Origin of the sequence: Planctomyces sp. SH-PL62, from assembly GCF_001610895.1 — a bacterium.
In the GTDB taxonomy this organism is placed as follows: domain Bacteria; phylum Planctomycetota; class Planctomycetia; order Isosphaerales; family Isosphaeraceae; genus Paludisphaera.
In genome coordinates this window covers 1,572,243-1,597,792 of sequence record NZ_CP011273.1, presented here as the reverse complement: position 1 = coordinate 1,597,792, position 25,550 = coordinate 1,572,243, and the positions used below count along the sequence as shown (strand labels likewise).

The following is a 25,550-nucleotide window of genomic DNA, read 5'->3' as shown; positions in this document are numbered from 1 at the left end:
GGATGACGTCGACGGCCTTGATCCGGAGTAAGAGCCCCGAGCTTTCCGAGTTCCTCGCCGCCCATCCGGGCCGCGACTGGGACCGCGACGGGCTTCGCCAGCATTATCTGGACGAGGGGGACGGCCCCCCCGTCGTCATGGTCCACGGCAATCCGACCTGGTCGTTCTACTATCGCCGACTGGTCGAGGCCCTCAGCCCTTCCCATCGCGCGATCGTGCCGGACCACATCGGCTGCGGCCTCTCGGACAAGCCCGACGACGCCCGCTACCGCTACACGCTGGAGAGCCGCGTCGACGATCTGGAGCGGCTGCTCGACCACCTGGGCGTGCGTGAAGAGATCTCGCTGGTCGTCCACGACTGGGGGGGGATGATCGGGACCGCGTTCGCCGCCCGCCACCCCGAGCGGATCGCCCGGATGGTGGTGATGAACACGGCCGGCTTCCACATGCCTCGCGACAAGACGTTCCCCTGGGCCTTGCACGTCTGCCGCGACACGCCGCTGGGCTCCCTGACGGTGCGCGGGCTGAACGCATTCGTGCGGGGGACGGCCTGGATCGGCTGCAAGAACGAGCGGATGCCCCGCTCCCTCCGCGACGCCTACGCCGCCCCATACGACGGTTGGGCCAACCGGATCGCCATCCACCGCTTCGTCCAGGACATCCCCCTCCGCCCCGGCGATCGGGCGTACGACCTGGTCACCTCGGTCCAGGACCGTCTGCCGCTTTTGGCCCACGCGCCGATGTTCGTGGCCTGGGGGATGAAGGATTTCGTCTTCGACGAGCCGTTCCTGAAGGAGTGGGAGCGGCGCTTCCCCGACGCCGAGGTCCACCGGTTCCCGAATGCCGGGCACTACGTCCTGGAAGACGAGGCCGAGGTCCTGATCCCGATGATCCGGCGGTTCCTCGACGCGCCGGTCCCCGGACCGCATCCGACGGAGAGCCGCGCCGATGGCCGCGAGAGCTGAGACGGGCGCCGCGGCGCAAGGTGGAGGCGTCGGCGCAGGAGATCTTTCGTCGGTCCCGCCGGCAGCTTCGCCCAATATCGCGGCCCATCTCCGCGAGATCGCGGCCCGTCATCCCCACCGCGCGGCGGTCGTCGTCCCCCAGGGCCGAGGGGCGGCGGGGAGGATGCGGTACGCCCACTTCACCTTCGACCAGCTCGATCGCGACAGCGACGCCGTCGCCGCCGGCCTGATCGCCGACGGCGTCGCGCGAGAGACTCGCGCGGCCGTGATGGTCCCTCCGGGGCTGGACTTCTTCTCGCTCGTGTTCGGGCTGTTCAAGGCGGGCGTCGTCCCGGTGCTGATCGACCCGGGGATGGGTCTGAAGAGCCTGGGGAGGTGCCTGGACGAGGCCGAGCCCGAGTTGTTCATTGGGATCGCCAAGGCCCTGGCCGCCCGCCGCGTGCTCGGCTGGGGGAAGCGGACCGTGCGCCGGACGCTGATCGCCGGGCGAGGCGGACGCATCCCCGGATTCGGGGCCCGGTCGCTCGACGCCGTCCGGTCCGGAGGCAGTCGGGCGATCGCCGAGGGTCGCGTCGCCTCCCCGGTGATGCGAGGCGTCGGGCCTGAAGATCCGGCCGCCGTCCTGTTCACCAGCGGGAGCACGGGGCCTCCCAAGGGCGCCGTCTACACCCACCCGATCTTCGAGGCCCAGGTCGCCTGCTTCCGCGACCTCTACGCGATCGAGCCGGGCGAGATCGATCTCTGCACGTTCCCGCTCTTCGCGCTCTTCGCCCCGGCGCTCGGGATGACCTCGGTCGTTCCCCGCATGGATCCGACCCGCCCGGCGAAAGTCGACCCTGAGAGCCTGTTCGAAGCGATCGACGACTTCGGGCCGACGAATCTCTTCGGCTCCCCCGCCCTGCTCAAGCGGGTCGGCCCGGCGGGGACCGCGAAGGGGATGAAGCTCCCCACCCTGCGACGGGTCGTCACGGCGGGGGCGCCGGCCTCTCCCCGCGTGCTGGAGACGTTCGCCAGCCTGCTCGAACCCGGGGCGCAGGTCTTCACCCCCTACGGCGCGACCGAGTCCTTGCCGGTCGCCTCGATCGGCAGCGACGAGATCCTGGGCGAGACCCGACTTGAGACCGAGCGAGGCCGGGGCGTCTGCGTCGGTCGACCGTGCGACGTCGTCCTGGTTCGGATCATCCGCATCAGCGACGACCCGATCCCGTCCTGGTCCGACGACCTGGAGCTCCCCCCGGGTGAAATCGGCGAGATCGTCGTCTCCGGCCCGGTCGTCACGCGGGAGTATTTCGGCCGTCCCGAGGCGACCGCCCTCGCCAAAATCGCCGACCCGGCCCGAGGGACGTTCCACCACCGCATGGGGGACGTCGGCTACCTCGACGAGTCGGGACGCATCTGGTTCTGCGGCCGGAAGGCCCACCGCGTCGTCCTGGCCGACGAGACCCTGTTCACGATCTGCTGCGAGGGGGTGTTCAACGCCCACCCCGAGGTCGCCCGCACGGCGATCGTCGGGGTCGAACGCCCCACCGGCAAGGTTCCGGTCCTCTGCGTCGAACCGGCCCGGCGCCTCGGCCGTCGCGATCGCGCGCGGCTTCGCGAGGAGCTGCTGGCGCTCGGCGCGAGGTTCGATCACACCCGGAAGATTCACACGATCCTGTTCCACCGTTCGTTCCCGGTCGACATCCGCCACAACTCGAAGATCTTCCGCGAGAAGCTGGCGACGTGGGCCGCGGGGAAGGCGCCATGACCCTTGATCCCTCCCGCCCGGTTCTGGTCACCGGCGGCGGCGGCTTCCTCGGCTCGGCGATCGTCGAGATGCTCCGAGGCCGCGGCCAGGCCGTCCGCAGCCTGACCCGCCGGCGGTACGCGAAGCTTGAGGCGCTCGGGGTCGAGCAGGTCCTGGGCGACATCGCCGAGGCCGAGGTCGTCGACCGCGCCGTGGAGGGCTGCGACGCCGTCTTCCACGTGGCCGCGAAGGCGGGCCTCTGGGGGCCGGTGGAGGAGTACCGCCGCACCAACGTCGTCGGCACGGAGAACGTGATCGCCGCTTGCCGACGGTTCGGCGTCCGCAAGTTGATCCACACCAGCTCGCCCAGCGTCGTCTTCCACGGCACCGACCTGGAAGGGGCGGACGAGTCGGCGCCCTATCCCGACCACTATGAGGCCGCATACCCCGAGACGAAGGCGATCGCCGAGCGGCTCGTCCTGAAGGCCGACGACGGCGCGCTTGCGACCGTCGTGCTGCGTCCTCACCTGATCTGGGGGCCGGGGGACAACAACATCCTCCCCCGGATCTACGCCCGCGCCCGGGCCAATCGGCTGTTCCGGATCGGCAGCCGCAACCCGCTCATCGACCTGACGTACATCGACAACGCGGCTGCCGCGCAGCTGCTGGCCGCCGACAAGCTCGACGTGGGCTCGCCGATCGCCGGCAAGGTTTATTTCATCGCCCAGGGCCAGCCGGTGCCGCTCTGGGATATGGTCGACCGGTTTCTGGAGATCGCCCACCTGCCGCCGGTACGCCGCACCGTGCCTCGCGGCCTGGCGATCGCGCTGGGCAGGGTGCTCGAGCTCGCCTACCGGACCCTCCACCTGCCGGGCGAGCCGAGGATGACCCGGTTCCTGGCCCACGAGCTTTCCACCGCCCACTGGTACAACCTCGACGCCGCTCGCCGGGACCTCGGCTACGCCCCGCACGTCGGGATCGAGGAGGGCCTGCGCCGACTGGCCGCCTCACTCGCCGAGCCGTCGTCCGCGCCTTGACTCGCGGCGAGGCCCCGGCCATCGTTGGTTGGGGATCCGGCGGCCGTCGCCGCGAGACGACCACGAGGGGGGTTGCGGCATGAGTTCGGCCGTCTACGCGATCGCCACGATGGATACCAAGGGTCGTGAACTGGGTTACGTCGCCGACCGCCTGCGCGCGGCGGGCGTGGTGGTTCGGACCGTGGACGTCGGCACGAAGGACGACCCGGAGGCGCCGGCCGACGTCTCGAGCCGCGAGGTCTTCGCATCTCTGGTCGAGACCAGCCCCGGCGAGCCTCGGACCCGGGGCGAGGCGATCTCGGCGGCTTCCCGGGCGCTCGTCCGGTTCCTCGTCGCGGAAGAGGAGCGGGGACGCGTCGCGGGAGTGATCGGGATCGGCGGCAGCGGCGGCACCGCGCTCATCACGCCGGCGATGCGGGCCCTGCCGATCGGGCTCCCCAAGCTTATGGTGTCGACGGTCGCCAGCGGCGACGTCTCGGCGTACGTCGGGTGCGCCGACATCTGCATGATGTACCCGGTCGTCGATGTGGCGGGCCTGAACGTCGTCTCCCGGACCGTCCTCGCCAACGCCGCCCACGCCATGGCCGGCATGGTGCGAGACGCGACGCCGATCCAGGCCGACCGCCCCGCGCTCGGCCTGACGATGTTCGGGCTGACCACCCCGTGCGTGGACGCCTGCCGCAAAGCCCTCGACTCCCTCGGCCACGACCCCCTGATCTTCCACGCGACCGGGGCCGGCGGCCGTTCGATGGAGCATCTCGTCGCCTCGGGCCTGATCCGAGGGGTGCTCGACGTCACCACGACCGAGGTCGCCGACTACTTCATGGGGGGGATCTTCGCCTGCACGGAGGACCGATTCGAGGCCCTGATCGCGGCCGAGGTCCCCTGCGTGCTGAGCCTCGGGGCGCTCGACATGGTGAACTTCGGCGGGCTCGCGACCGTGCCGGAGAAGTACCGGGATCGCCGGCTTTTCAGCCATAACGACCAGGTCACCCTGATGCGGACGACCCCCGAGGAGAACCGCCGCATGGGCCGCTGGATCGGCGAGAAGCTCAACCGATGGCGGTCCCCGGTCGCGATGCTGATCCCCGAGGGGGGGCTCTCGGGCCTCGATGCGCGGGGGGGCCGTTCCACGATCCCGAGGCGGACTCGGCGCTGTTCGAAGCGATCGAGACGGTCGTCGACGCGAGCCCGGACCGGATGATCCGCCGGCTCCCCCTGCACATCAACGACCCGGAATTCGCGCGAGGACTCGTCGCGGCGTTCCTTGAGGTTTCAGGCCGAATGCAAAGTCGATCGGAGGCATGAGAATGGCGGAGTCGCGTGAGACGATCCTGGAACGATTCCGCGAGAAGGTGGCCGCCGGCCTGCCGATCGTCGGCGGGGGCGCGGGGACGGGCCTGAGCGCCAAGTGCGAGGAGGCCGGCGGGATCGACCTGATCGTGATCTACAACTCGGGCCGGTTCCGCATGGCGGGCCGGGGCTCGCTGGCGGGGCTCATGCCCTACGGCAACGCCAACGCGATCGTCAAGGAGATGGCCTACGAGGTCCTCACCGCCGTGAGCCGGACGCCGGTCGTCGCGGGGGTCTGCGCCACCGACCCGTTCCTGATCCTCGACCATTTCCTGGGCGAGTTGAAGGCGCTGGGGTTCGCCGGAATCCAGAACTTCCCCACCGTCGGCCTGATCGACGGCGTCTTCCGGGCCAACCTTGAAGAGACCGGCATGGGGTTCGATCGGGAGATCGAATGTATCCGCCGCGCGCATGAGTTGGACCTGCTGACGACCCCTTACGCCTTCGACCCCGACCAGGCCCGGGCGCTGACCGAGGCCGGGGCCGACGTGATCGTGGCGCACATGGGGCTGACGACCAAGGGGAGCATCGGCGCGACCACGGCGCGCTCGCTCGACGATTGCGTCGCCGAGATCGGCGCGATCCTCGACGCCGCGCGGTCGGCCCGGCCGGACGTCTTCGTCCTCTGCCACGGCGGCCCCATCGCCATGCCCGAGGACGCCCGTTACATCCTGGACCGCGTCGATGGGCTCGACGGATTCTACGGCGCCAGTTCGATGGAGCGGCTTCCCACCGAGGAGGCGATCGCTCGCCAGACTCGCGATTTCATGAACCTCCGCCTGCGCCGGACCCGGGACGAACGCGGCTGACGTCGGAGTCGATCGGGGCCGTCGACCGTCAGGCGGCCGGGTCGTCGAGGGGGAGAAGGACCGAGAAGCAGGCCCCCCCCTCGGGATTGTTGGTCGCGCCGAGGCGGCCTCCCAGGTCGCGGATGATTTCGGAAGCGAGATACAGACCGTATCCGCTCCCCCCCTCCCGGGTCGTGAAGAAGGGCTCGAAGATCCGGCCCAGGTAGGTGTCCGGGACTCCGGGGCCGTCGTCGACGACCTCCAGCTTGACCCAGTCGCGGTCGTCCTCTCGCACGCAATCGGTCCTCACCAGGACCCGGCCCTCCCGGCCCGCGCCGGTGATGGCCTGATAGGCGTTCGTCAGGAGGTCGAAGAAGACCTGCATCAGCCGTCCGGCGTCGCCCTGGATCTGCAACGATCTCGGGCAGTCGCACTTCACGACCACGCGGCGGGGGTAGGGTGGCAGTCCGCGTACGAACAGGTCGACCGTCTCGTTGAGGAGCGATGAGACGTCGAGCGGCTGCATCTGGATCGGGCCCGAGCGCACCGCCCCCATCAGGTGTTCGAGCCGGAGTTGGAGCAGGCTCGACCCGCGCAAGATGGAGTCGACCCACTGGCTGTCGTCGGGGCGGTCCTGGAGGCTCAGCCGCAGCAGCTCCGCGCTGCCGCGGATCACCGAGAGCGGTCCTCGGATCTCATGGACGATCCCCGCCAGCAAGCGGCCGATCTGCACCAACTGGCGGTCGAGCATCGCCAGGCCGGCCATCTTGTGATACTCGATCAGCCGTCGGACGCGGGCGAGAATCAGTTGGGGCGCCGAATCGAAGCGGACGTAATCGTCCGCCCCGGCGTCCAGGCCGGCGAGCACGGCGGAGTCCGCGTGCGCGGAACTCATCATGAGGATCGGGGTGCCCGTCACACCCCCTCCCGTCCGGATCGCGCGACAGAGCGCGGTCTCGTCGGCCTCGCTGAGGCTCGGCCCGAGCACGATCAGGTGGGGGCGGATGTGGATGGCCTCGGCGACGGCGTCGGCCGGGTGGGACGTCTCGTGGACCGTGTAGCCCCCGGTCGCGAGAGTCTCGCGCAGCGACGCCCGCTGGGATTCGACGGGATCGACGACCAGGATTGTCGCCTCGGACTCCACGGACGGTTTCCCTCGCGGCGAGCGCCGACGGTCCTCGACGATGCCATCTCCGAGGCCCGGCCCGCGGCGATGAAACGCCCGCACCGCCGCCCGATCATCGTCGCCCAAGGACCGACCGTCACACTTCTTTTCTCGATACTCGGATATAATACCCGGGGCGGTCAATGCCGCGCCCGAATTTGGTCGCGGCGACGCCGCGCCGACAGGATCCGAATTCCGGCCCGAGCCTCCAGCTTCGGCCCCGCTCCAGGAGACCCCCAGGCCGATATGAGCGCCATCACCACCGCCAACGACGCCGCGAGCCTCCCGTTCGAGGACTTCCGCCAGGCCCCCGACGCCGAACTCGATGCGCGGATCGAGGCGGTCCGGCGCGAGCTCGGGGACGCCCTGCTGATCCTCGGCCACCACTACCAGCAGGACGAGGTGATCCGCCACGCCGACCTTCGCGGCGACAGCCTCAAGTTGAGCCAGCTCGCGGCCCAGAGCCGCGACTGCCGGGCGATCGCCTTCTGCGGCGTCCACTTCATGGCCGAGACCGCCGACGTCCTGACCCGCGACGAGGTCACCGTCCACCTCCCGGACATGTCCGCCGGTTGCAGCATGGCCGACATGGCCGACCTCGACTCGGTCGAGGCCGCCTGGGCCGACCTGTCCGAGCTGATCGACGTCGAGGAGGTGACCCCCGTCACCTATATCAATTCGACGGCCGAGCTCAAGGCGTTCTGCGGCCGGCACGGCGGCATCGTCTGCACCAGCTCGAACGCCCGCAAGGTCCTCGACTGGGCGTTCGCCAACCGCCGCCGGGCCCTGTTCTTCCCGGACCAGCACCTGGGCCGGAACACGGCGCGCGCGATGGGCGTCCCGCTCGAACAGATGCCCCTCTGGGACCCCCGCCGCGAACTCGGCGGCAACTCGGCCAGGGCGATCGAGGAGAGTCGGGTGATCCTCTGGCGCGGCCACTGCTCGGTCCACCAGATGTTCAAGCCGGCGCACGTGGCCCAGTTCCGCCGGCAGCACCCGGGGATCAAGATCCTCGTCCATCCCGAATGCTCGATGGAAGTGGTGGACGCGGCCGACCTCGTGGGTTCGACCGAGTTCATCCTCAAGACCGTCGCCGAAGCCCCCGCCGGCTCGTCGTGGGCGGTCGGCACCGAATTGCACCTGGTCAATCGCCTGGCCGCCTCGCATCCCGACAAATCGGTGCATTTCCTCTCGCCGATGGTCTGCATGTGCTCGACCATGTATCGGATCGACCTCCCCCACCTCGCCTGGTGCCTCGAAAACCTGGCACGTGGGACGCCGGTCAATCGGGTGCAGGTCCCCGACGACGTGAAACACTGGGCACGGATTTCGCTCCAGCGGATGCTCGACCTGGGATGACCCCGACGACCAGCGGCGCCGAGGCCGACTTCGCGGTTTCGTGAGGCGGTCCGGGGCCGCTCCGTTGCACGGCGTCGCGAGGACGGCTAAGTATGGACGAACGGCGTAGGCGCCGCACGATCCACGGCGGAACCAACATCGAACGAGAGAGCGAGTCGCGAACCATGGCCCTGATGACACGGCAGCATTCGACGGTCTCCCAGGCGGATCTCGACCTGATCACCCAGGCGGGCCACTGGAACCCCTTCCTGGTCATCGGCCCCCATCCGATCACGACGGCCGACGGCGCCAAGGCCTGGACCATCCGCGCGTTCCTGCCGGAAGCCCGCAAGGCCGGCGTCGTCGACATCTCTCGGGGCGAGCCGGGCAAGCTCATCCCGATGGAGAAGACCCACGCCGACGGGTTCTTCGAGGCCGTCTTCCCCGGCCGAACGGGACCGTTCCCCTACCGGCTCCGGATCGAGAACCACGAAGGCCATTCGTGGGAGTCGGTCGACCCCTACGCCTTCGATCCGATCCTGACCGACTTCGACCTCCACCTGCTCGGCGAGGGGACGCACCTCCACAACTATGAGAAGCTGGGCGCGCACCTGATCACCCATCAGGGCTTCCGCGGCGTCCTCTTCGGCGTCTGGGCGCCGAACGCCCAGCGCGTCAGCGTCGTCGGCAACTTCAACCACTGGGACGGCCGCCGCCACCCGATGCGCAGTCGGGGCGCGACCGGCATCTGGGAACTCTTCATCCCGGACCTCGGCCAGGGCGAGGTCTACAAGTTCGAGATCAAGAGCCGCAACCACGGCTACACCGTCCAGAAGGCCGACCCCTACGGCCTCGCCTCCGAGGTCCGCCCCAAGACGGCTTCGGTCGTCTGGGACATCGATCGCCTCTCCTGGGGCGACGGGGAATGGATGGCCCGCCGCGCCGAGCGCCAGGCCCTCGACAAGCCGATGGCCTTCTACGAGCTGCACCTCGGCTCCTGGAAGCGGGCGGCCGAGAAGGAGAACGGCTTCCTCAGCTACCGCGAGCTGGCCGAGCAGCTGGTCGAGTACCTCGACAAGACCCATTTCACCCACGTCGAGCTGCTGCCGATCACCGAGCACCCCTTCGATGGGAGCTGGGGCTATCAGCCCGTCGGCTACTTCGCGCCGACGGCCCGCCACGGCACGCCCGACGACTTCGCCCACTTCGTCGACCGCCTGCACCAGCACGGCTACGGCGTCATCCTGGACTGGGTCCCCGCCCACTTCCCCACCGACCTTCACGGACTGGGCTACTTCGACGGCACCCATCTCTACGAGCACGCCGACCCCCGCCTCGGCGAGCATCGCGACTGGGGCACCAAGATCTTCAACTACGGCCGCCCCGAGGTCCGCAACTTCCTCCTGGGGAACGCCCTCTTCTGGCTCGACCGCTACCACATCGACGGCCTCCGCGTCGACGCCGTGGCCTCCATGCTCTACCTCGACTACTCCCGCAACGCCGGCGAGTGGGTCCCCAACATCTTCGGCGGCAACGAGAACCTCGAAGCCATCGACTTCCTCAAGACCCTCAACGAAATCTGCCACCGCGAGCACCCCGGCATCCTGACCATCGCCGAGGAATCGACGAGCTGGTCGGGCGTCTCCCGCCCCACCTACCTGGGGGGCCTGGGCTTCAGCCTCAAGTGGAACATGGGCTGGATGAACGACACCCTCCGCTACATGGCGAAGGACCCCGTCCACCGCAAGTACGAGCACGGGGCGCTCACCTTCAGCATGATCTACGCCTTCACCGAGAACTTCGTCCTCCCCCTCTCCCATGACGAGGTCGTCCACGGCAAGAAGTCGATCCTTGACAAGATGCCCGGCGACCTCTGGCAGAAGTTCGCCAACCTTCGCCTCCTCTACGGCTACATGTACGGCCACCCGGGCAAGAAGCTCCTGTTCATGGGCGACGAGATCGCCCAGTGGCGCGAGTGGAACCACGACGAGAGCATCGACTGGCACCTCCTCCAGTGGAAGGACCACCAGGGGGTCGCGCAGATGGTCACCGACCTGAACGCCCTCTACTGCAGCGAGACCGCCCTGCACCAGATCGACTTCGACTGGCAGGGCTACGAGTGGCTGGAACTCCACGACTGGGAGAACAGCGTCATCGCGTTCCTCCGCCGGGGCAAGGACCCCGAGGAAGCGATCGTCGTGGTCTGCAACTTCACGCCGATCGTCCGTCACGACTACCGCGTGGGCGTTCCGACCGGCGGCTTCTACAGCGAGATCTTCAACTCCGACTCGGAGATCTACGGCGGCTCGAACGTCGGCAACCAGGGGGGAGTCGAAGCCGTCCGCGAGCCCCACGCGGGCCGGCCGTTCCACATCTCCCTGAAGGTCCCCCCGCTCGGCGTCCTCTTCCTCAAGGCGCCGAAGTCCGCCCCGGCCCAGCTGGGCAAGTGATGCAGACCGCCGCACCGGGGCTTTCCCCACGCCGGGGGAGGCCCCGCGGCAGGGCGCGGGAGGTGCGGGGACCAGGGCCGATCGCCCGAGCGGTCAGCCCTCGAAGTCTTCCAGCCGGGTCCCCTTGGGCCGCGCGGCCTTGCCCGACCCGACGGGGGCCGCGACGTCTTGCGGCAGCAGCTCGTCGATCGCGACGTTCCAGTTCATGTGGCCGATCGCGACGGTGGCCATCCGCTTGCGGGGGTCGATCTTCACGATCCGGCCGGGGCGATCGTAGCCCATCTTCGGGACCACCACCTTGTCGCCGGGCTGGAGCCGGGCCCGAGCCTCGGCGAGGTCCTCCTCGCGGCGGCCTTCGAGCTGGAGCGACTGGAGCCGCTCGGTGAGGGCGTCGCGCGCCCGCTCGGCCTCGGCCTGGGCCGCGATGGCCTCCTGCCGCGCCGCCTCGGCCTCGCGCTTCATCCTGGCGATCAGGTCCCACTCGGGGACCGTCGACCCTTGCGCCTGATCCAGGTATCGCTCGGCGCGGGAGACCAGATGCTCGGGCATGCTGAGTCGTCGGGCGATCTTCAGCGCGTTCGACTGCCCGACGTCGCCGATGTGGACGTGGTAGCGGGGCTGGAGGGTCTCGACGTCGAATTCGACCGCCGCGTTCTCGGCCCGAGGGTTGGTCAGGGCGTAGGTCTTCAGGTCGCCGATATGGGTCGTGACCATCGCCAGCCCGCCGATCGAATCCAGCTCGTCCAGGATGGCCCTGCCGAGCGCCGCGCCTTCCGCCGGGTCGGTCCCCGCCCCCATCTCGTCAAGCATCACCAGCGATCGCTCAGAGGCCTTGCCGAGGATCTCTGAGATCCTCCTGACGTGCGACGAGAAGGTCGAGAGCGACTGCTCCAGGCTTTGCTCGTCGCCGATGTCCGCCAGCACCTCGTCGAAGACCGGGACCTGGGTCCCCTCGGCGACGGGGATGTGCAGCCCCATCTGCGCCATGATCGCCAGCAGGCCGACCGTCTTGAGCGCAACTGTCTTGCCCCCGGTATTCGGGCCGGTGATGACCAGCATCTGAAATCGAAGGCCCAGATGCACGTCGATGGGGACGACCTCGCGTTCACGCTCGGGCGGGGGCGGCGGGGAAGGTACGACCGCCGACGGCTCTCCCTCCTGCGGCGCGGGCGCGGTGGTCGGCTCCTCCAGCAGCAAGGCCGGGTCGCGACGGAGGATCGCCTCCAGCAGCGGGTGTCGCGCCCGCCTCAGCACGAGTCGACGCTCCTCGTTGATCTCGGGGGCTCGCATCTGGTAGTCGACGCTGTACCGCGCCTTGGCGTAGATCAGGTCGAGCTCCGCCATGACCTCCAGGGTGGAGAGCAACGGGCCGGCGACGAGTCCGAGCTGGGCGCTCAGCCAGCGGAGGATACGACGGATCTCCTTGGTCTCGCGGGCGCGGAGGTAGGAGAGCTGCGCCGACTTCTCGGCGATGGCGGTCGGCTCGATGTAGACCGTCTCGTTCGTGGAGCTGGTGCGCTGGACCGAGCCGGCGATCTCCCCGCGATGCTCCTTGGCGACCGGGAGGACGTAGTGATGGCCGACCATCGAGAAATTCGAATAGCGAAGCGCCCGTTTGATCTCCGGTGATCGGAGCATCGAGCGGAGCTTCTCCTGGATCTTCGCCTCGACTTCCCCCATCTCGTTGCGGATGGCGGAGAGCCGTCGGCTCGCGGTGTCCATCACCTTGGCGCGGTTGTCCAGGCAGCCCTCGATGGCGGTGCTCGCGGCCGAGAACTGGCCGACCTCGGCGCGCATGCCGCCGAGCCGGGGGAAGTGCTCCCCCATGCGTTCGAGCCAGGTCGCGAGCCCGCTGATCGAACGGAGGGTCTCGGCCGCCTCGGCCAGCTCCTCGGCTTCGAGCATCGCGCCGACCTGGGCCCGGCGCACCAGCGGTCGGATGTCGTGCAGCCCGCCCAGCGGGGGGCGAAGTCCCGAGCGGAGCGCCTCGACCATCTCGGAGACGACGGCGAGTCGGGCGTGGATCTCCCGGAAGTCGACGGACGGCTCCAGGTTCCTCGCCGCTTCCTTGCCCAGCGAGCACGCGGCCCTTGCGGCGACCAGCGCGCGGACCTTGGAGACCCCTAGAAGATCGAGCGTATGACTGTCCATTTCGCCTCTCGGAAGCCGACGCGCGAAGGGGCCGCCGGGCGTCGCCTCGCGACGAGTCGGCCGCGTGCGCCCGTCTCTCGACGACCGAGGTCGAGAGGAGGTTCGCGTCGACTTTCGATTATGCCGAAACGGCCCCGTGCGAGACCATCCCAGACGAACCGGACGGCCGTCAACGCGGGGGCGACGGCGAGGTCCGAGCCGCGGAGGTCCTGGACGCGGCGTCGTCGGCCGCGGACGTCCCCGTGCTCGGGGCGGCCAGGTCGGACGGCGTGGCGGCGAGCCTCGGCTCCATCTCGGCCCGCCAGGCGGCGATGTCGGTCCCCAGGTCCTTGCCGATGATCTTGCGAAGGGCGTTGAGCGAGGCCAGGCGGATGGCCGGGTCGTCGTGCTCCATCGCGTCCAGCAGGAGCTTGAGGATCCGCGGGTCCTCGGTCTTGAGGTCGGCCAGGCCCTCGATGGCGGCGATCCTCGCGTCTTCCAGGTTGTCGAGCGTCATCGTCTGGGCCAGGACCGTCGCGTCCTCGGGCAGTCCCACTTTGCCCAGGGCGCGGCAGGCCTCGATCTTCACGACCGGCTCCTGGTGATGCACGGCCTTGAGGAGAACGCCGCGCGCGGCCGGGTCGCCCAGCTCGCCCAGGGTGCGGCAGATGATGGCGCGGATGGCGAGGGGCTCGCGTCCCTTTTCGTATTTCTCGATCAGCGTCGCCACGGCCTCGCTGCGCTGCTCGTCGGTCTCGTAGGCGTCCTTGGAGGCCAGCTTGGTGTAGGCGATGTAGCGGACGTTGGGGTCGGGGTTGTTGCGGACGTGGCCGAGGAAGCTCCGCGCGGTGGTGCCCACGTACGTGGTGCAGCCCGAGGCGCACGCGGCCAGGGCGAGGACCCAGCAGGCCGCCGCGCGTCGCGTCGCGACGTTCCAGTAAGCTCGATCGTCCATGATCGGAGACCATCCTTCGGCGAAGGTCGGGAGTCGGTGACGCGCTCGACCCGGCGTCGAGCCCGAAGGCGCGCCCGGGGCCGCGCGAGGCGGCGAGGCGCGGGGATCATAGCGGGGATCGGTCGTCCCGCCAAGAGCGGCTTGCGCAGGCCTTGCCGCGCCGCCGGGACGGCCGACGATCGCCGCGCAGCAAAAAGGGCCGTAGCCCGTCTCGGATGCGGACTCGGCCCGTTCACGTCGCTTCGCGCGCGGCCTTCGTTCAGGCCGAGGCGCCCGAGGCGGTCCCGGAGGCGAGGTGCTTCGCGCCGATCTTCGTGACGTGGTACTTGAAGAAGTCGCCTTCCTTCTTGCCCTTCTTGATCAGCTTCTTGGCCTGGAGGCCGTCGAGCTGCTTCTGAAGCTTCTTGGTCGCGGTGAGGCCGGCCTCGCTGGCGCCGCTGATCTCCTTCAGGAGGTTCGCCTGGGAGTCGGTCAGCTTGATGGCGGGCGCCTTCTTGGGGGCGGCCTTCTTCGGCGCGGCGGCCTTGGCGGCGGGGGCGGCGGCCTTCGGCGCGGCGGCCTTCGCGGCGGGGGCGGCGGCCTTCTTGGGGGCGGCCTTGGGGGCCATGGCCTTCTCGGCCTTCTCGACCGCCTTCGGAGCGGCGGCCTTCTTGGGGGCGGCCTTGGGGGCGCTGCTCTTGGGTGTCGCTTTCTTCGTGGCCATCGGGGCACCTCGTCGTCAGACATGTTCTCGTGACGGACCTTCTCTCATTGATCGGTCCCTGCGCCAATTACTACCAAATCCTCGACCGAGTGGAAGGGGAAGATCAGCGGAAACCGCCGTTTTTTCCGGGAATTTTCGGGTTTTTCGGCCTGCCTCGGCCTTCGCATCAGCGTAGTCTGGTCCTCTTGCACGGTATCCGTGATGGTTATGTACGTATTTAGACACGACGATTCGTAAGCGTTTCCCCGCATGAAACACTGGGTCTGCGTCGAACGCGCGCAGCGGGCCCGCGCGCTGATCGGCCGACATCGAGCGCCGGGCGAGGTCCCGGAGGGGAGCGTCGAGGAGAGGGGCGCTCGGAGCCGCGCCGGAGCGACGACGGGCGCGCGTCCGGGGGTCGAGAGGACTCGTATCGATGATGGTCCGGCCCTGCCATGTGACGACGCGACGAGCGCGAGGGGCGCGCGATCGTCGGTTCGCGACGCGCCGTCGCGCGCCCCGGGTCGCCCCGACGCCGGTGGTCTTCGGAGTCCTCAGCGCGGGTCGCGCGGCTCATCATCTGGAGCCGACGTGGGACGACCGCCGAGGTCCTGGGCGACGCGCGATCGCGAGAGCGACGAGCGCCGCATCGGTCGAGCGAAGGCCCACGCGAGGCGGCGCCCTTCGGTCGGTCGACCTGAAGCCGGCGCGCCTCGTCGGTCGCCTGGAGGGACCACGACGACGCGGAGCCCGGACACTCCGCCACCCCCGAGTCGGCCGAGACGGCGAGCTGCGGCGGGTCCGCGATCGTCGTCGAATCCACTTCGATGCGCCGCGGTCGTCTCGACGATCGAAGCCCCGGACGGAGGACGGGCGCGGCGTCGATCGCGCTTCCCGAACCACTCCGCGATCGCCACAATCGATCAGGTCGACGGCGCCCCTCGGGATGGCGCCGCCAGCCGGGGGAAGCTTGGGAAATACTGTCTTGCCCGCGCGGCGGGCGTCGACTACAATTACTGAACAAAAACACACAGGCGATGTCAGGGGCGAGGGGCTCTGGTGATCACTCAGATTCAAGGCGTTCTCCGCGCGGTGGCCGAAGAGAGTCTGACCCTGGCGGTCGACCCGTTCGAGCTGGAGGTCCTGATCCCCGAGCACACGCGGAGGCAGGTGCAAGGGAAGGTGGGGGAGGCGATCACGCTCCACACCACGTTCTTCATCGAAGGCCAGGCGATGGGGGGGCGGATGAACCCCCGGCTGATCGGCTTCCTGTCGACGGTCGATCGCGAGTTCTTCGACACCTTCTGCTCGGTGGACGGCGTGGGGGTGCGCAAGGCGCTTCGGGCGATGGTCCGGCCGGTGCGCGAGATCGCCCGAACGATCCAGGAGCAGGACGTGAAGATGCTGGCCACCTTCCCGGGCATCGGCGAGGCGATGGCCGAGCGGATCGTCGCCAAGCTCCGCCGGAAGGTGGGCATCTACGCCCTGATCGTGGGACCCGACGGCAAGGCCGCGCCCCCGGCCCCGACCAACGGCAAGGCCGAGAACGCCGCGCCCGACGTGGTGAGCGACGTCTACGCCCTGCTCCTCTCGGTGGGGCATTCGGAGATGCAGGCCCGCGCCGCCATCGACCGGGCGCTCGCGGGGAAGAAGAAGTTCAAGTCGGTGCCCGATATGATCGAAGCGATCTACCAGCAGGACAAGGATTGAGCCGGCCTCCGGCCCCGCCCCAGGCGGTGAGAGGGACCACGCCATGGCGAGAGAAGTGAAGATCAAGGGGAAGTCGGGCGACGACCGCGAGCCCAGGCCCGAGGCGGACACGACGGCCGCCGGCCCGGCGGCGGCCCTGCCGGTCGACGCGGTCGAGGAGAAGCTGCGCCCTCAGCGGCTCTCCGAGATCATCGGCCAGCGCGCCGTGGCCGAACGGCTCTCCATCGCGCTGGCCGCCGCCAAGAAGCGCGGCGAGCCCTTGCCCCACATTCTCTTCGACGGCCCCCCCGGGCTGGGCAAGACGACGTTCGCCGGCGTGCTCCACAATGAGCTGGGCGTCGAGCTGAACCTGACCAGCGGCGCGTCCCTCGACAAGAAGATGGACGTGATGCCGTACCTGACCAACGCGGCCGAGGGCTCCATCCTCTTCATCGACGAGATCCATCGTCTGCCCCGCGCGGTCGAGGAGTTCATCTACCCCGTGATGGAGGATTTCCGCGTCGACGTCGTCCTGGGCGAGGGGATGGCGGCCCGGACGATCAACCTGCCCCTGAAGCGGTTCACGATCATCGGCGCGACGACTCGCAGCGGCATGCTCTCGGCCCCGCTCCGCGAGCGGTTCCACATGCACGAGCATCTCGAATTCTACGACCCCGACGACCTCGCCCGGATCATCACCATCAACGCCGCCAAGATGCGCGCGACGATCAGCGAGGACGCGGCCTGGGAGCTGGCGGAACGCAGCCGGGGCACCCCCCGGATCGCCAACGCCCGGCTCCGCTGGGTGCGCGACTACGCCATAGCACGCGCCGACGGCTCCATCGACCTGACCGTCGCCCGCGACGCTCTCGACATGCAGGAGATCGACTCCGAGGGGATGGACAAGCAGGACCGCCGCTACCTCGACACCCTGATCCGCGTCTTCAAGGGGGGGCCGACCGGCGCCGAGGCCCTCGCCGCGACGATGACGCTGTCGGTCGACACCATCCGCGACGAGGTCGAGCCCTTCCTCCTCCGTCGCGAGTTCGTCGTGCGGACCCCTCGCGGGCGCGTGGCGACCTCGGCCGCCTATCGCCACCTCGGAATGGCCGAACCCCAGCGAGACGTGATGGACGACATCCTGGAAGGCCAGCGCCGGCTGTTCCTCTAATAAGGGAGCGTCGCCCGCGACAGCCGGTCGCGGACCGCGTCCCACTCTTCCCCGGCCGGCGGCTCGACCGTGACGATCAGGTCGAGTCGCCGGTCGTCGAGTTCGTGAAGGGCGTCGTAGAACCCCCTCGCCGCGGACTCGGGCTCGGCGAGAATCCGCCGCTCCACCCCCTCGGGAGTCGCTCCGACCGCGATCGGTACGAACGCCAGCAGTCCCGCGCGAGCGGGCCAGTCGATGCGGGCCAATGCTTCCGGCGACTCGACCCGGATCGCATGGGTCCGTGGCGCGTAGTGGACGGAGAGCTGGCCAGGGCTCGGCAACGGTCCCGACTCCTGCTCGCGCAAGGCTCGTCGCGGGGCGGCGATCGACGTTTGCAGGGCTGCGGAAAGCGTCTCGCGGCCGATCGGGCCGGGTCGAAGGATGGCGGGCGGGTCGCTGGCCAGGTCGAGGACCGTGGATTCCAGGCCCAGGGTCGTCGGGCCGCTGTCGAGGATCAAGTGGACCCGCCCGTCCAGGTCGGCCAGGACATGCTCCGCGCGGGTCGGCGAGATCCGATTCGATCGGTTGGCGCTCGGTGCGGCCAGGGGGAGCCCGACGCACTCGATCAGCCGGCGCGCGACCGTCGGCGCGGGGACGCGAAGTCCCACGGTCGGGCCGCCCCCCGCGACGATGTCGGGGATCGCCTCGGTCCGAGGGAGGACGAGGGTCAGAGGTCCGGGCCAAAAGCGTCGGGCCAGGACTTCCGCCCGGTCGTCCCAATCGAGCGCGAACCCGCGAGCCTGGGCGATGTCGGCCACGTGGACGATCAAGGGGTTGTTCGAGGGCCGGCCCTTGGCGCGGAAGATCCCCAGGACGGCGTCGGCGTCGGTGGCGACGGCGCCGAGGCCGTAGACCGTCTCGGTCGCGAACGCGACGAGGCCGCCGCCGAGAAGGACGGCGGCGGCCTCGGATAGCACTTCAGGATCGGGCTCCCTGGGAGCCACGGCGACGACCCGCGTTTTGATCACGGCGATGGGGCCTGCGCGGGGTCGAGAGTCCGAATCCAAGAAGAACGGCGGGGCCGACTCAGGGGAGGAGGACGGCGGCCGCGATCACGGTCGTCCAGAGGCCGTCCTTGTGGCCGACGGCGGTCTGGGTGACTTCCTTCGTCTTGTAGATGACGTCGGCGATCTTCCAGAGTTCCCGCTTCTCGTCCCACGAGCTGTTCGGGTTGAACTCGACTCCCAGGATCGTCGCCAGCATTTCGGCGGCGAGGTCCTCGGCGTAATCGGCGGCCGTCTTGGCGGTCTGCCCGTAGGCGTGGTGCTCGGACAGGTAGCCGAACTGATCGCGGTCGCGCGGGATGGCGACCCCGACGCTCGACGCCACCAGACGATTAGGCTCGGCCGAGGCGCACTCGCTGATGACCACGTGGACGATCTGGCCGGGACTCAGTTCCTTGAGCCCCTCCTCGATCGTGACTTCTTCGCAGCGCGGCGGGAAGATGCTGGAGACCCTCACCAGGTTGTAGCAGGCGATCTGGGCGTCCCGAAGCGCCAGCTCGAAGCTGGTCAATTTTTCGCGGTGAGTACCGACTCCCTTGGTGAAGAACAGCTTCGCTGGTACGTACATCTCTGGCTTGAATCCTCCCGCGTCGGCCGGTCCTTGATCTGGACTTCAGCCGACCCGCTGGCTGCGATAGGGCCGCGTCGTCTCCGCACGTCGCGCTCGTTCTGACGAAGGTTCAATTATCGCTGCCCGGGCCCCTCCACTTCAAGATCACCCGGAAAGTCTGAGGACGGTTCTCCACGACGTCGGCCCCTGCAGCCCGTCGCCCCGGCACCATCTTGTAAGCCTCCACGGCCCCTCAGCCCCGCGGAATCACGATCGACTACCCGGCGAGATCGAGGGTGCGATCGGATCTCATCGTCTCGCCCCTGCCCGCGGGCCGGCCCACTCGGGACGGCTCGCCCAGGCCGTGACCGGACATGTCCGAGTTCGTGCGTTTGGAGGTCGTCTCGATGTGAAATGAGATCGACCACCTCCCTGGGATGGTGGGGTTTGGCCTCGAAAGGCCTTTCGGTTGGCCCCGTATCGATACGACGCCAGACGGGTGACCCCGAAAGCGAGTGTTTCAGTGTAACGAAAGAGGGTTCTATGAAATATAAAACACAGGAATCGTCGAGAGGAATATTGACATGACTCAATACCCCAGTAATCCTAAATATCCGGTGTCGCGCGGGTGCTAGATCCCTATTCAGACTTCGTAAGTCCCGCATGTTCCGCAATCGATTCGCCTTCCCGGTCCGTTGCAGCTCTTGGCACCTGAATTCGAGGGCGTCAAGCCTGGTGCACCGGCCTCGAATACTCATCTGGAGGAGACCACGCATGGCTGGATCATGGCGTCGAAAGCGGGCCGAGTTGGGAGAGGATCGTCGTTCCTCGGCGACGATCAAGCGCGTCGAAATCGAGTCCCTCGATCTATTCGTCGTCCCGATGGTCGGAGGGATCTCCGGGGCCGAGGTCGGCTCGGGGGGATCTCGCGGGATCAAGGTGTCCGGATCTCGACCGATTTCCGAGGGAGGGCGCAGGCGGAGTGCGGCTCGGAATCGCGCGGCTCGCGGCGGTCGACGCGCGGGAGCCTTCGGCCTGACCCTCGCGACGGTGGAGTCGCTGGAAGCCAGGCGACTTCTGACGAGCATGTTGTATCTCGATTATGGGGACCTGTTCCCCAGCGGCGTACTCGACGGGATCGACGCCGGCCAGATCAACAGCCACGACGTCGCCGGCGGCGTGAACATCAACGGGCCGCAGCTCGACGGGCCGGACGGCACCTTCGATTCCGGCGCCTCGGTGCAGCTCACCGCGTTCGACACCCTCTACGGCACCGACGCGGCGAGTTTCCGGGCCGCGATCAGCGTGCACGTGCGTCAGATGCTGGCGCCCTTCGACGTGACCGTGGTGGAACTGACGTCCGCCACGACGATGATCGAGGGAAATGAGGTCCGGGCGGCGGCCAACCTCGACGACGTCTCGCGGACGCTGGCCGCCAACAACGCCACGTCCAAGCACAACGACAGTTACATGTTCATCGTCCAGGCCCTGATCGGCGGCACGACCGACGACGACACGACGAATCCGCAGCGATTCCCCGATAACGGCTACGGCGGGATCGCCAACAGCCTGGACATCGGCAGTACGAATCAACACGAGGGCTCGGCGTTCACGCTGCTTCGCGACGACGACCTCTCGGCCGAGCGGCTTGGAGACGTCATCGTCCACGAGGCGGGGCACCTGCTCGGGTTCCGGCACGTCTACCGCCAGGACTCGAGCGATCCGCCGCCGCCGGGCCTCGGCGTCGACGGCCCCCTTTGGGACCTCTACAGCAAGTCCGAGGTGATGTCCTACCTCAGGAATCGTGAGGACTCCAACGTCATCTCCCGACTCCCGATGATCCGGGGCGACGGGAACACGGACCCCGCCGTCCTGAACACGACGCCGAACCCGTACGACCATTTGGCGGCGGACCCGGAGGTGGGCGCCTCCGCGATGGAGTACGTCACCGGCAGCGCCGCGCACGACATCATCACGATCACGAAGATCGGCCCGTCGATGGGCCAGGTCGTGGTCCAGCCCTTCTTCAACGACGACTACACCACCCCGATCACGATCCCGGGGACGACGGGGACGTCGTATTCGTACCTGATCGACCTGACGAAGCCGCTGGTGATCGACGCGGCCGCGGGCGACGATCGGCTCGTCCTGGACGGCGACCTGAACACCGTCGTCACCGTCCGGGGCGGATCCGGCACCGACAGTCTGGTCGTCGACGGCAAGGGGGCCGCGTCCGCCACGTACACCCCGTCGAACAACGTGATCATCGTCGGGGCGACGACCTTCAATCTTGAGGGATTCGAGTCCGACGGGGGCGTTCGGCTGACCGACCTGGTCGACGTTTCGGTCGTCGGCTCCGGCGCCGCCGATTCGTTCACGGCTTCGAACCCCGCCGACGCCGACGTCCGCGTCACCGGGACGGTCGCGGGGGTTTCCATCGTCCCGCTGCTCCTCGAAGACGTGGCCGCGATCCTCTTCGACGCCAGGGGGGGCGACGACAGCCTCTCCATCGACGCCTCCACGGACCTGATCTTCATTCCGATCACGTATGACGGCGGAGCCGGCTCGGACAGCCTGACCATGTCGGGCTCGCCGGCGACGTCCGTCGACGAACTGATCTACACCCCCGGCCCCAACCCGGATCAGGGCCGGCTGGCCTATGAGGACGTGTTCGACGACGCCCTGATGCGGATCGCTTTCGCGAACCTGGAACCTCTCTTCGCTTTCATCCCGGCCGCGACTCTCACCGTCTACGGCACGAACGGCGACGACGCGATCACCTACACCGCCAGCCTCATGAACTCCAACTGGGGGCGTGTGGCGGTGAACGGCTTCGAGTCGATCACCTTCGCCAACAAGGCGAACCTCAACATCCAGGCGCTCGGAGGGACCGACGCCGTCGCGCTCCAGAACGCGTCCACGCCGACGGGATTGACCTCGATCACCGTCGACGGCGGGCCGCCGGCCGACGCGGACCACCTGACGTACACCTCCCGCGTGGGCCTGGCCACGACCCTCAATCTGGCGCTGGGGACCATCGCCGAGACCTCCGCCCCGACCGTCACCTACAGCGGGGTCGCCTCGATCGCGATGGTCGGTTTCGGGACGGCGGCCCTGGCCGTCGTCGGCACGGCGGGGGACGAGCGATTCGAGGTGACCGGGCCGATCACCGGCAGCGGGCGCGTCACGACCGTCGACACGATTCCGACGGTCAGCTTCAACGGCTATCGGGGCGGCCTGACGGCCGACGGCGCGCTCGGCTTCGACACGGTGAGGCTCGTCGGCGGCGATGGGCCGACCCAGGTGACCTCGGCCGGAAACGTCGTCACCATCGACGGCATGCCCGTCACCCTCGCGGGCGGGATCGAACGGCTGGAGGTCGAGACCAGGGGCGGGAACGACGCCGTGACCCTCGGGCTCGCCATCGCCGGCCTCTTCGTCTACGTCGATGCAGGCGACGGCAACGACGTGGTCACCCTGAGCGGGTCGACGACCGCCGCCGAGATTCGTGGCGGAATGGGCGACGACACCCTGACCGGCGGCGACGGGAACGACCGGATCGAGGGCGGACCCGGCAACGACGTCCTGACCGGCGGACGCGGCTCCGACCAGATGTTCGGCGGTGCCGGCTCCGACCGCTTCGTCTGGAACAACGGCGACGGCAGCGACGTGATCGAAGGCGGCGGCGGGAACGACGTGGTCCGAGTCTTCGGCGCCCCGGCGGCCGGAAATGACTTCCTGGTCCAGGCGAACGGCACCCGCGTCCTCTTCCGGCGCACGAACCTCGGACTCTTCGCGCTGGACATCGGCGCGGTCGAGCAGCTCGACGTGACCGGCTCGAACGCCTCCGATTCGTTCGTCGTGGGCGACCTCCGCGACACCGATCTGCGGCGGGTCAACGTCGACCTCGGCGCCGACGCCGTCCGCGACCTCGTCGTCGTCGGCGGCACGAGCCTCGGCGACGTCATCGGCGTCACGTCGCCGAGCGCGGGCGTCGTGGACGTCCAGCAATCGCAGAACGCCCGGGTCGTCATCTCCAACAGCTCGGCGAACTGCCCGCTCCAGCCCGGCGACGACGTCCTCACGATCAACGCCGGCCAGGGCGACGACTCGATCCAGGCGTCGATGGGAGTCGAGGAGGAGATCGGCCTCATCGTCTACGCCGGCGACGGGGACGACTTCGTCCGCGCCAATGGCAGGCTCTTCGGCGAGGCCGGCAACGACCGGCTCGAAGGGGCCGGCGGCGACTGCCCGTTGTTCATCGACGGCGGCGCCGGCAACGACTCGATCTGCGGCAACGACGGCGTCGACGTTCTCCTCGGCGGTCTCGGCAACGACTCGATCTGGGGAGCCGGCGGGAACGACTACATCGACGGCGGGGCGGGCCGCGACCGGCTGGCCGGCAACGACGGCCACGACGTCATCGAGGGTGGGATCGGCTCCGACGTGATCCTCGGCGGCGCCGGCGATGACAAGCTCTCCGGCGGCGACGGCGACGACGTGATCCTCGGCGACGCCGACTCCGACTGTGGGTCGACCGTCATCTACAAGATCGGGGCTGGCCAGGGGAACGACTACATCGACGGCGGCGCCGGTGACGACACGCTCAACGGCGATGCGGGGTATGACGTCATCTTCGGCGGCGACGGCGACGACCTGATCGGCGTCCTCTCGTATCAAGGACTCGCCTTCGGTGAGGACGACATCGACGTCATCCTCGGCGGCGCCGGCGACGACCGGATCTCCGGCGGCGCGGGGGCCGACGTGATCGACGGCGGAGACGGCGACGACACGATCTTCGGCGATGAAGACGCCGACCAGATCTATGGCGGACCCGGCGACGACGTTCTCGAAGGAGGAATCGGCGACGACCGGATCGAGGGGGGGCTCGGCGCCGATCGGATCTCCGGCGGTGACGGCGACGACCTCATCGCCGGCCAAGAGGGCGACGACATCATCTCCGGCGATGCGGGGAACGACCAGATCGACGGCGGAGACGGCGCGGACCAGATCGACGGCGGCGACGGCGACGATCGGATCTGGGGATCGGCCGGCGACGACGTCATCCGCGGGGGAGCCGGTAACGACACGATCGACGCCGGGACCGGCGCCGACCTCGTGATGGGTCAGGACGGCGACGACGTCATCCTGGGCGGCGAGGGCGACGACCGCATCTGGGCCGGCGCGGGCGACGACGTGGTCCACGGCGGCCTCGGCGCCGACTTCATCTACGGCGGAGCCGGTCGCGACCGCCTCTGCGGCGGCCTCGACGACGGTGAACCCGGCGATCCCACGACCGACGGCAACGACTACATCGAAGGCGGCGACGACGACGACGTGCTCGTCGGCGACGCGGGCGACGACACGCTCCTCGGCGGCTCCGGCAGCGATCAGATCTGGGGCTCGGTCGGTAACGATTCCCTGTCCGGCGGCGACGGCGACGACTTCCTGGTCGGCGGCGACGGCGACGACTTCATCGACGCCGGGAACGGCGCCGACGTCGCCTGGGGCCTCGCCGGCAATGACGTGATCTGGGGCGGCTTCGGAAACGACCTCCTCTACGGCGGCGACGGCGACGACGTCATCCTCGGCGGGACTCCCGAGACCGCCAACGTCGTCCACGCCCCGCGCGACCCGAGCCTGCCGAACGACGGCGCCGACGTCATCTACGGCGGCTTAGGCGACGACCAGGTCGACGGCGGCAACGGCGACAACGTCCTCGACGCCGGCGACGACGGCATCCGCGAAATCGTCCTCGGCGGCTTCGGCAACGACATCGGCTACTCCCACCAGCGCACCGACCCCCGCACCTACGACGTCATGGCGCTGGACGGCGGGCAGAACCACGACTTCCACGGCGGCGGACTCTTCGAAGTTCCGCCCCCCGAAGAGGTCTGCGACTTCGTCACCTTCGTCATCCCGGCCTCGGCCTACACCGGCTGGCAGGAGCGGCACGACGGCGTGGTGGTGGCCCACCCGCCCCGCAGGCCCAACCGCTCGGGCCCGGCCCGCGTCCAGTTGAACGGCAAGGCCCCGCTCACGAAGCCCTCACCGTTCGCCGGACGTCAGGCCCTCATCCAGTCCGTCGGCGTCGGCCGCCGTCCTGGCAAGGCCTGATCCTCAACCGACCGCGCCCCCCGTCCCCACGGGGGGCCGACCGACGCGCCGAAGCACGTCGCCGTTTCCAGAGGCTGAGCGGTTCATCCGTGAAGCTCGGGACACGGCGACGGGCGGCGCGTTTTTTTTGACACTCCTCACCTAACACCACCACCTCGAAGGGTCGGGAGGCGGCGATCGGGGTGCCACGGGTTCTGGGAACCCTGGTACGCCAAGGTCTTCCGCCGGAACTCGGTGGAGTTGACTGAGGAGGCTCCTTTTTTGGATGGCTCGTCGATCTCCGACGGTCCATCCAAGGATTCCGGTGCGGAGCGCACCAATTCGTCCATCCCGCCGCGAGGGTGGCGGACGAACCGCCGGAAGGTGGGCGCTCCCGGCCATCGGCGCTTCA

The 25,550-nt window shown here is 69.0% G+C and carries 15 protein-coding genes and 1 pseudogene; 10 read left to right on the top strand and 6 right to left on the bottom strand.

Annotated elements, in window-relative coordinates:
- Positions 1 to 2 precede the first annotated feature (2 nt).
- From VT85_RS06225 to VT85_RS06205, 5 genes and pseudogenes are all read left to right on the top strand, one after another.
- Entirely contained in the window at positions 3 to 965 is a 963-nt protein-coding gene (locus VT85_RS06225; protein ID WP_068412084.1) for an alpha/beta fold hydrolase, read from the top strand.
- On the top strand, positions 949 to 2,712 hold the full coding sequence (locus VT85_RS06220; RefSeq protein ID WP_082858394.1) for a fatty acid CoA ligase family protein: 1,764 nt from the start codon (positions 949 to 951) through the stop codon (positions 2,710 to 2,712). Before VT85_RS06225 ends, VT85_RS06220 begins: the two co-directional genes overlap by 17 nt.
- On the top strand, positions 2,709 to 3,728 hold the full coding sequence (locus VT85_RS06215) for an NAD-dependent epimerase/dehydratase family protein (protein ID WP_068421493.1): 1,020 nt from the start codon (positions 2,709 to 2,711) through the stop codon (positions 3,726 to 3,728). Before VT85_RS06220 ends, VT85_RS06215 begins: the two co-directional genes overlap by 4 nt.
- A 79-nt stretch (positions 3,729 to 3,807) precedes the next feature.
- Positions 3,808 to 4,943 (top strand): annotated as a pseudogene (locus tag VT85_RS06210) (Tm-1-like ATP-binding domain-containing protein); the annotation flags it as partial.
- Between the two features lie 95 nt (positions 4,944 to 5,038).
- Positions 5,039 to 5,890, top strand: a complete 852-nt coding sequence (locus VT85_RS06205) for a phosphoenolpyruvate hydrolase family protein (RefSeq protein WP_068412082.1) — start codon at positions 5,039 to 5,041, stop codon at positions 5,888 to 5,890.
- A 28-nt stretch (positions 5,891 to 5,918) separates the two neighbouring features.
- Here VT85_RS06205 and VT85_RS06200 read toward each other — a convergent pair whose 3' ends face one another.
- On the bottom strand, positions 5,919 to 7,013 hold the full coding sequence (locus tag VT85_RS06200) for a sensor histidine kinase (protein ID WP_068421490.1): 1,095 nt from the start codon (positions 7,011 to 7,013) through the stop codon (positions 5,919 to 5,921).
- A 267-nt stretch (positions 7,014 to 7,280) separates the two neighbouring features.
- On the opposite strand from VT85_RS06200, the gene nadA reads away from it, so the two are divergent.
- Both nadA and glgB read left to right on the top strand, forming a co-directional pair.
- The gene (gene nadA, locus VT85_RS06195; protein ID WP_068412080.1) at positions 7,281 to 8,393 is read left to right on the top strand and encodes a quinolinate synthase NadA; all 1,113 of its coding nucleotides are present in this window, start codon (positions 7,281 to 7,283) and stop codon (positions 8,391 to 8,393) included.
- A gap of 164 nt (positions 8,394 to 8,557) precedes the next feature.
- Positions 8,558 to 10,822 (top strand): 1,4-alpha-glucan branching protein GlgB, encoded by a 2,265-nt coding sequence (glgB, locus tag VT85_RS06190; RefSeq protein WP_068421487.1) that lies wholly within the window; start codon positions 8,558 to 8,560, stop codon positions 10,820 to 10,822.
- A gap of 93 nt (positions 10,823 to 10,915) precedes the next feature.
- Here glgB and VT85_RS06185 read toward each other — a convergent pair whose 3' ends face one another.
- The 3 genes from VT85_RS06185 to VT85_RS06175 form a co-directional block, all read right to left on the bottom strand.
- The gene (locus VT85_RS06185; protein WP_068412077.1) at positions 10,916 to 12,973 is read right to left on the bottom strand and encodes an endonuclease MutS2; all 2,058 of its coding nucleotides are present in this window, start codon (positions 12,971 to 12,973) and stop codon (positions 10,916 to 10,918) included.
- A gap of 169 nt (positions 12,974 to 13,142) precedes the next feature.
- A complete protein-coding gene (locus VT85_RS06180) occupies positions 13,143 to 13,907 on the bottom strand; it encodes a HEAT repeat domain-containing protein (protein ID WP_082858393.1) in 765 nt (254 codons plus the stop codon).
- 259 nt (positions 13,908 to 14,166) lie between these two features.
- Positions 14,167 to 14,610, bottom strand: coding sequence for a hypothetical protein (locus VT85_RS06175; RefSeq protein ID WP_068412074.1), 444 nt, complete (start codon positions 14,608 to 14,610; stop codon positions 14,167 to 14,169).
- Between the two features lie 1,038 nt (positions 14,611 to 15,648).
- On the opposite strand from VT85_RS06175, the gene ruvA reads away from it, so the two are divergent.
- Positions 15,649 to 16,299, top strand: coding sequence for a Holliday junction branch migration protein RuvA (ruvA, locus tag VT85_RS06170; RefSeq protein WP_068412070.1), 651 nt, complete (start codon positions 15,649 to 15,651; stop codon positions 16,297 to 16,299).
- A gap of 43 nt (positions 16,300 to 16,342) precedes the next feature.
- The gene (gene ruvB / locus VT85_RS06165; RefSeq protein ID WP_068412067.1) at positions 16,343 to 17,449 is read left to right on the top strand and encodes a Holliday junction branch migration DNA helicase RuvB; all 1,107 of its coding nucleotides are present in this window, start codon (positions 16,343 to 16,345) and stop codon (positions 17,447 to 17,449) included.
- Here ruvB and VT85_RS06160 read toward each other — a convergent pair.
- Entirely contained in the window at positions 17,446 to 18,456 is a 1,011-nt protein-coding gene (locus VT85_RS06160) for an L-threonylcarbamoyladenylate synthase (RefSeq protein ID WP_068412064.1), read from the bottom strand. The genes ruvB and VT85_RS06160 overlap by 4 nt on opposite strands.
- A 58-nt stretch (positions 18,457 to 18,514) precedes the next feature.
- The gene (locus VT85_RS06155; protein WP_068412061.1) at positions 18,515 to 19,060 is read right to left on the bottom strand and encodes a pyruvoyl-dependent arginine decarboxylase; all 546 of its coding nucleotides are present in this window, start codon (positions 19,058 to 19,060) and stop codon (positions 18,515 to 18,517) included.
- A gap of 1,068 nt (positions 19,061 to 20,128) precedes the next feature.
- On the opposite strand from VT85_RS06155, the gene VT85_RS06150 reads away from it, so the two are divergent.
- Positions 20,129 to 25,159 (top strand): hypothetical protein, encoded by a 5,031-nt coding sequence (locus VT85_RS06150; protein WP_197491123.1) that lies wholly within the window; start codon positions 20,129 to 20,131, stop codon positions 25,157 to 25,159.
- Positions 25,160 to 25,550 lie beyond the last annotated feature (391 nt).

Coding starts and splice junctions, on each gene's coding strand:
- VT85_RS06225 (WP_068412084.1), top strand. CDS start 3: ATGACGTCGACGGCCTTGATCCGGAGTAAGAGCCCCGAGCTTTCCGAG.
- VT85_RS06215 (WP_068421493.1), top strand. CDS start 2,709: ATGACCCTTGATCCCTCCCGCCCGGTTCTGGTCACCGGCGGCGGCGGC.
- nadA (WP_068412080.1), top strand. CDS start 7,281: ATGAGCGCCATCACCACCGCCAACGACGCCGCGAGCCTCCCGTTCGAG.
- VT85_RS06220 (WP_082858394.1), top strand. CDS start 949: ATGGCCGCGAGAGCTGAGACGGGCGCCGCGGCGCAAGGTGGAGGCGTC.
- VT85_RS06180 (WP_082858393.1), bottom strand. CDS start 13,907: ATGGACGATCGAGCTTACTGGAACGTCGCGACGCGACGCGCGGCGGCC.
- VT85_RS06185 (WP_068412077.1), bottom strand. CDS start 12,973: ATGGACAGTCATACGCTCGATCTTCTAGGGGTCTCCAAGGTCCGCGCG.
- VT85_RS06155 (WP_068412061.1), bottom strand. CDS start 19,060: ATGTACGTACCAGCGAAGCTGTTCTTCACCAAGGGAGTCGGTACTCAC.
- VT85_RS06175 (WP_068412074.1), bottom strand. CDS start 14,610: ATGGCCACGAAGAAAGCGACACCCAAGAGCAGCGCCCCCAAGGCCGCC.
- VT85_RS06150 (WP_197491123.1), top strand. CDS start 20,129: ATGTTGTATCTCGATTATGGGGACCTGTTCCCCAGCGGCGTACTCGAC.
- glgB (WP_068421487.1), top strand. CDS start 8,558: ATGGCCCTGATGACACGGCAGCATTCGACGGTCTCCCAGGCGGATCTC.
- ruvB (WP_068412067.1), top strand. CDS start 16,343: ATGGCGAGAGAAGTGAAGATCAAGGGGAAGTCGGGCGACGACCGCGAG.
- VT85_RS06205 (WP_068412082.1), top strand. CDS start 5,039: ATGGCGGAGTCGCGTGAGACGATCCTGGAACGATTCCGCGAGAAGGTG.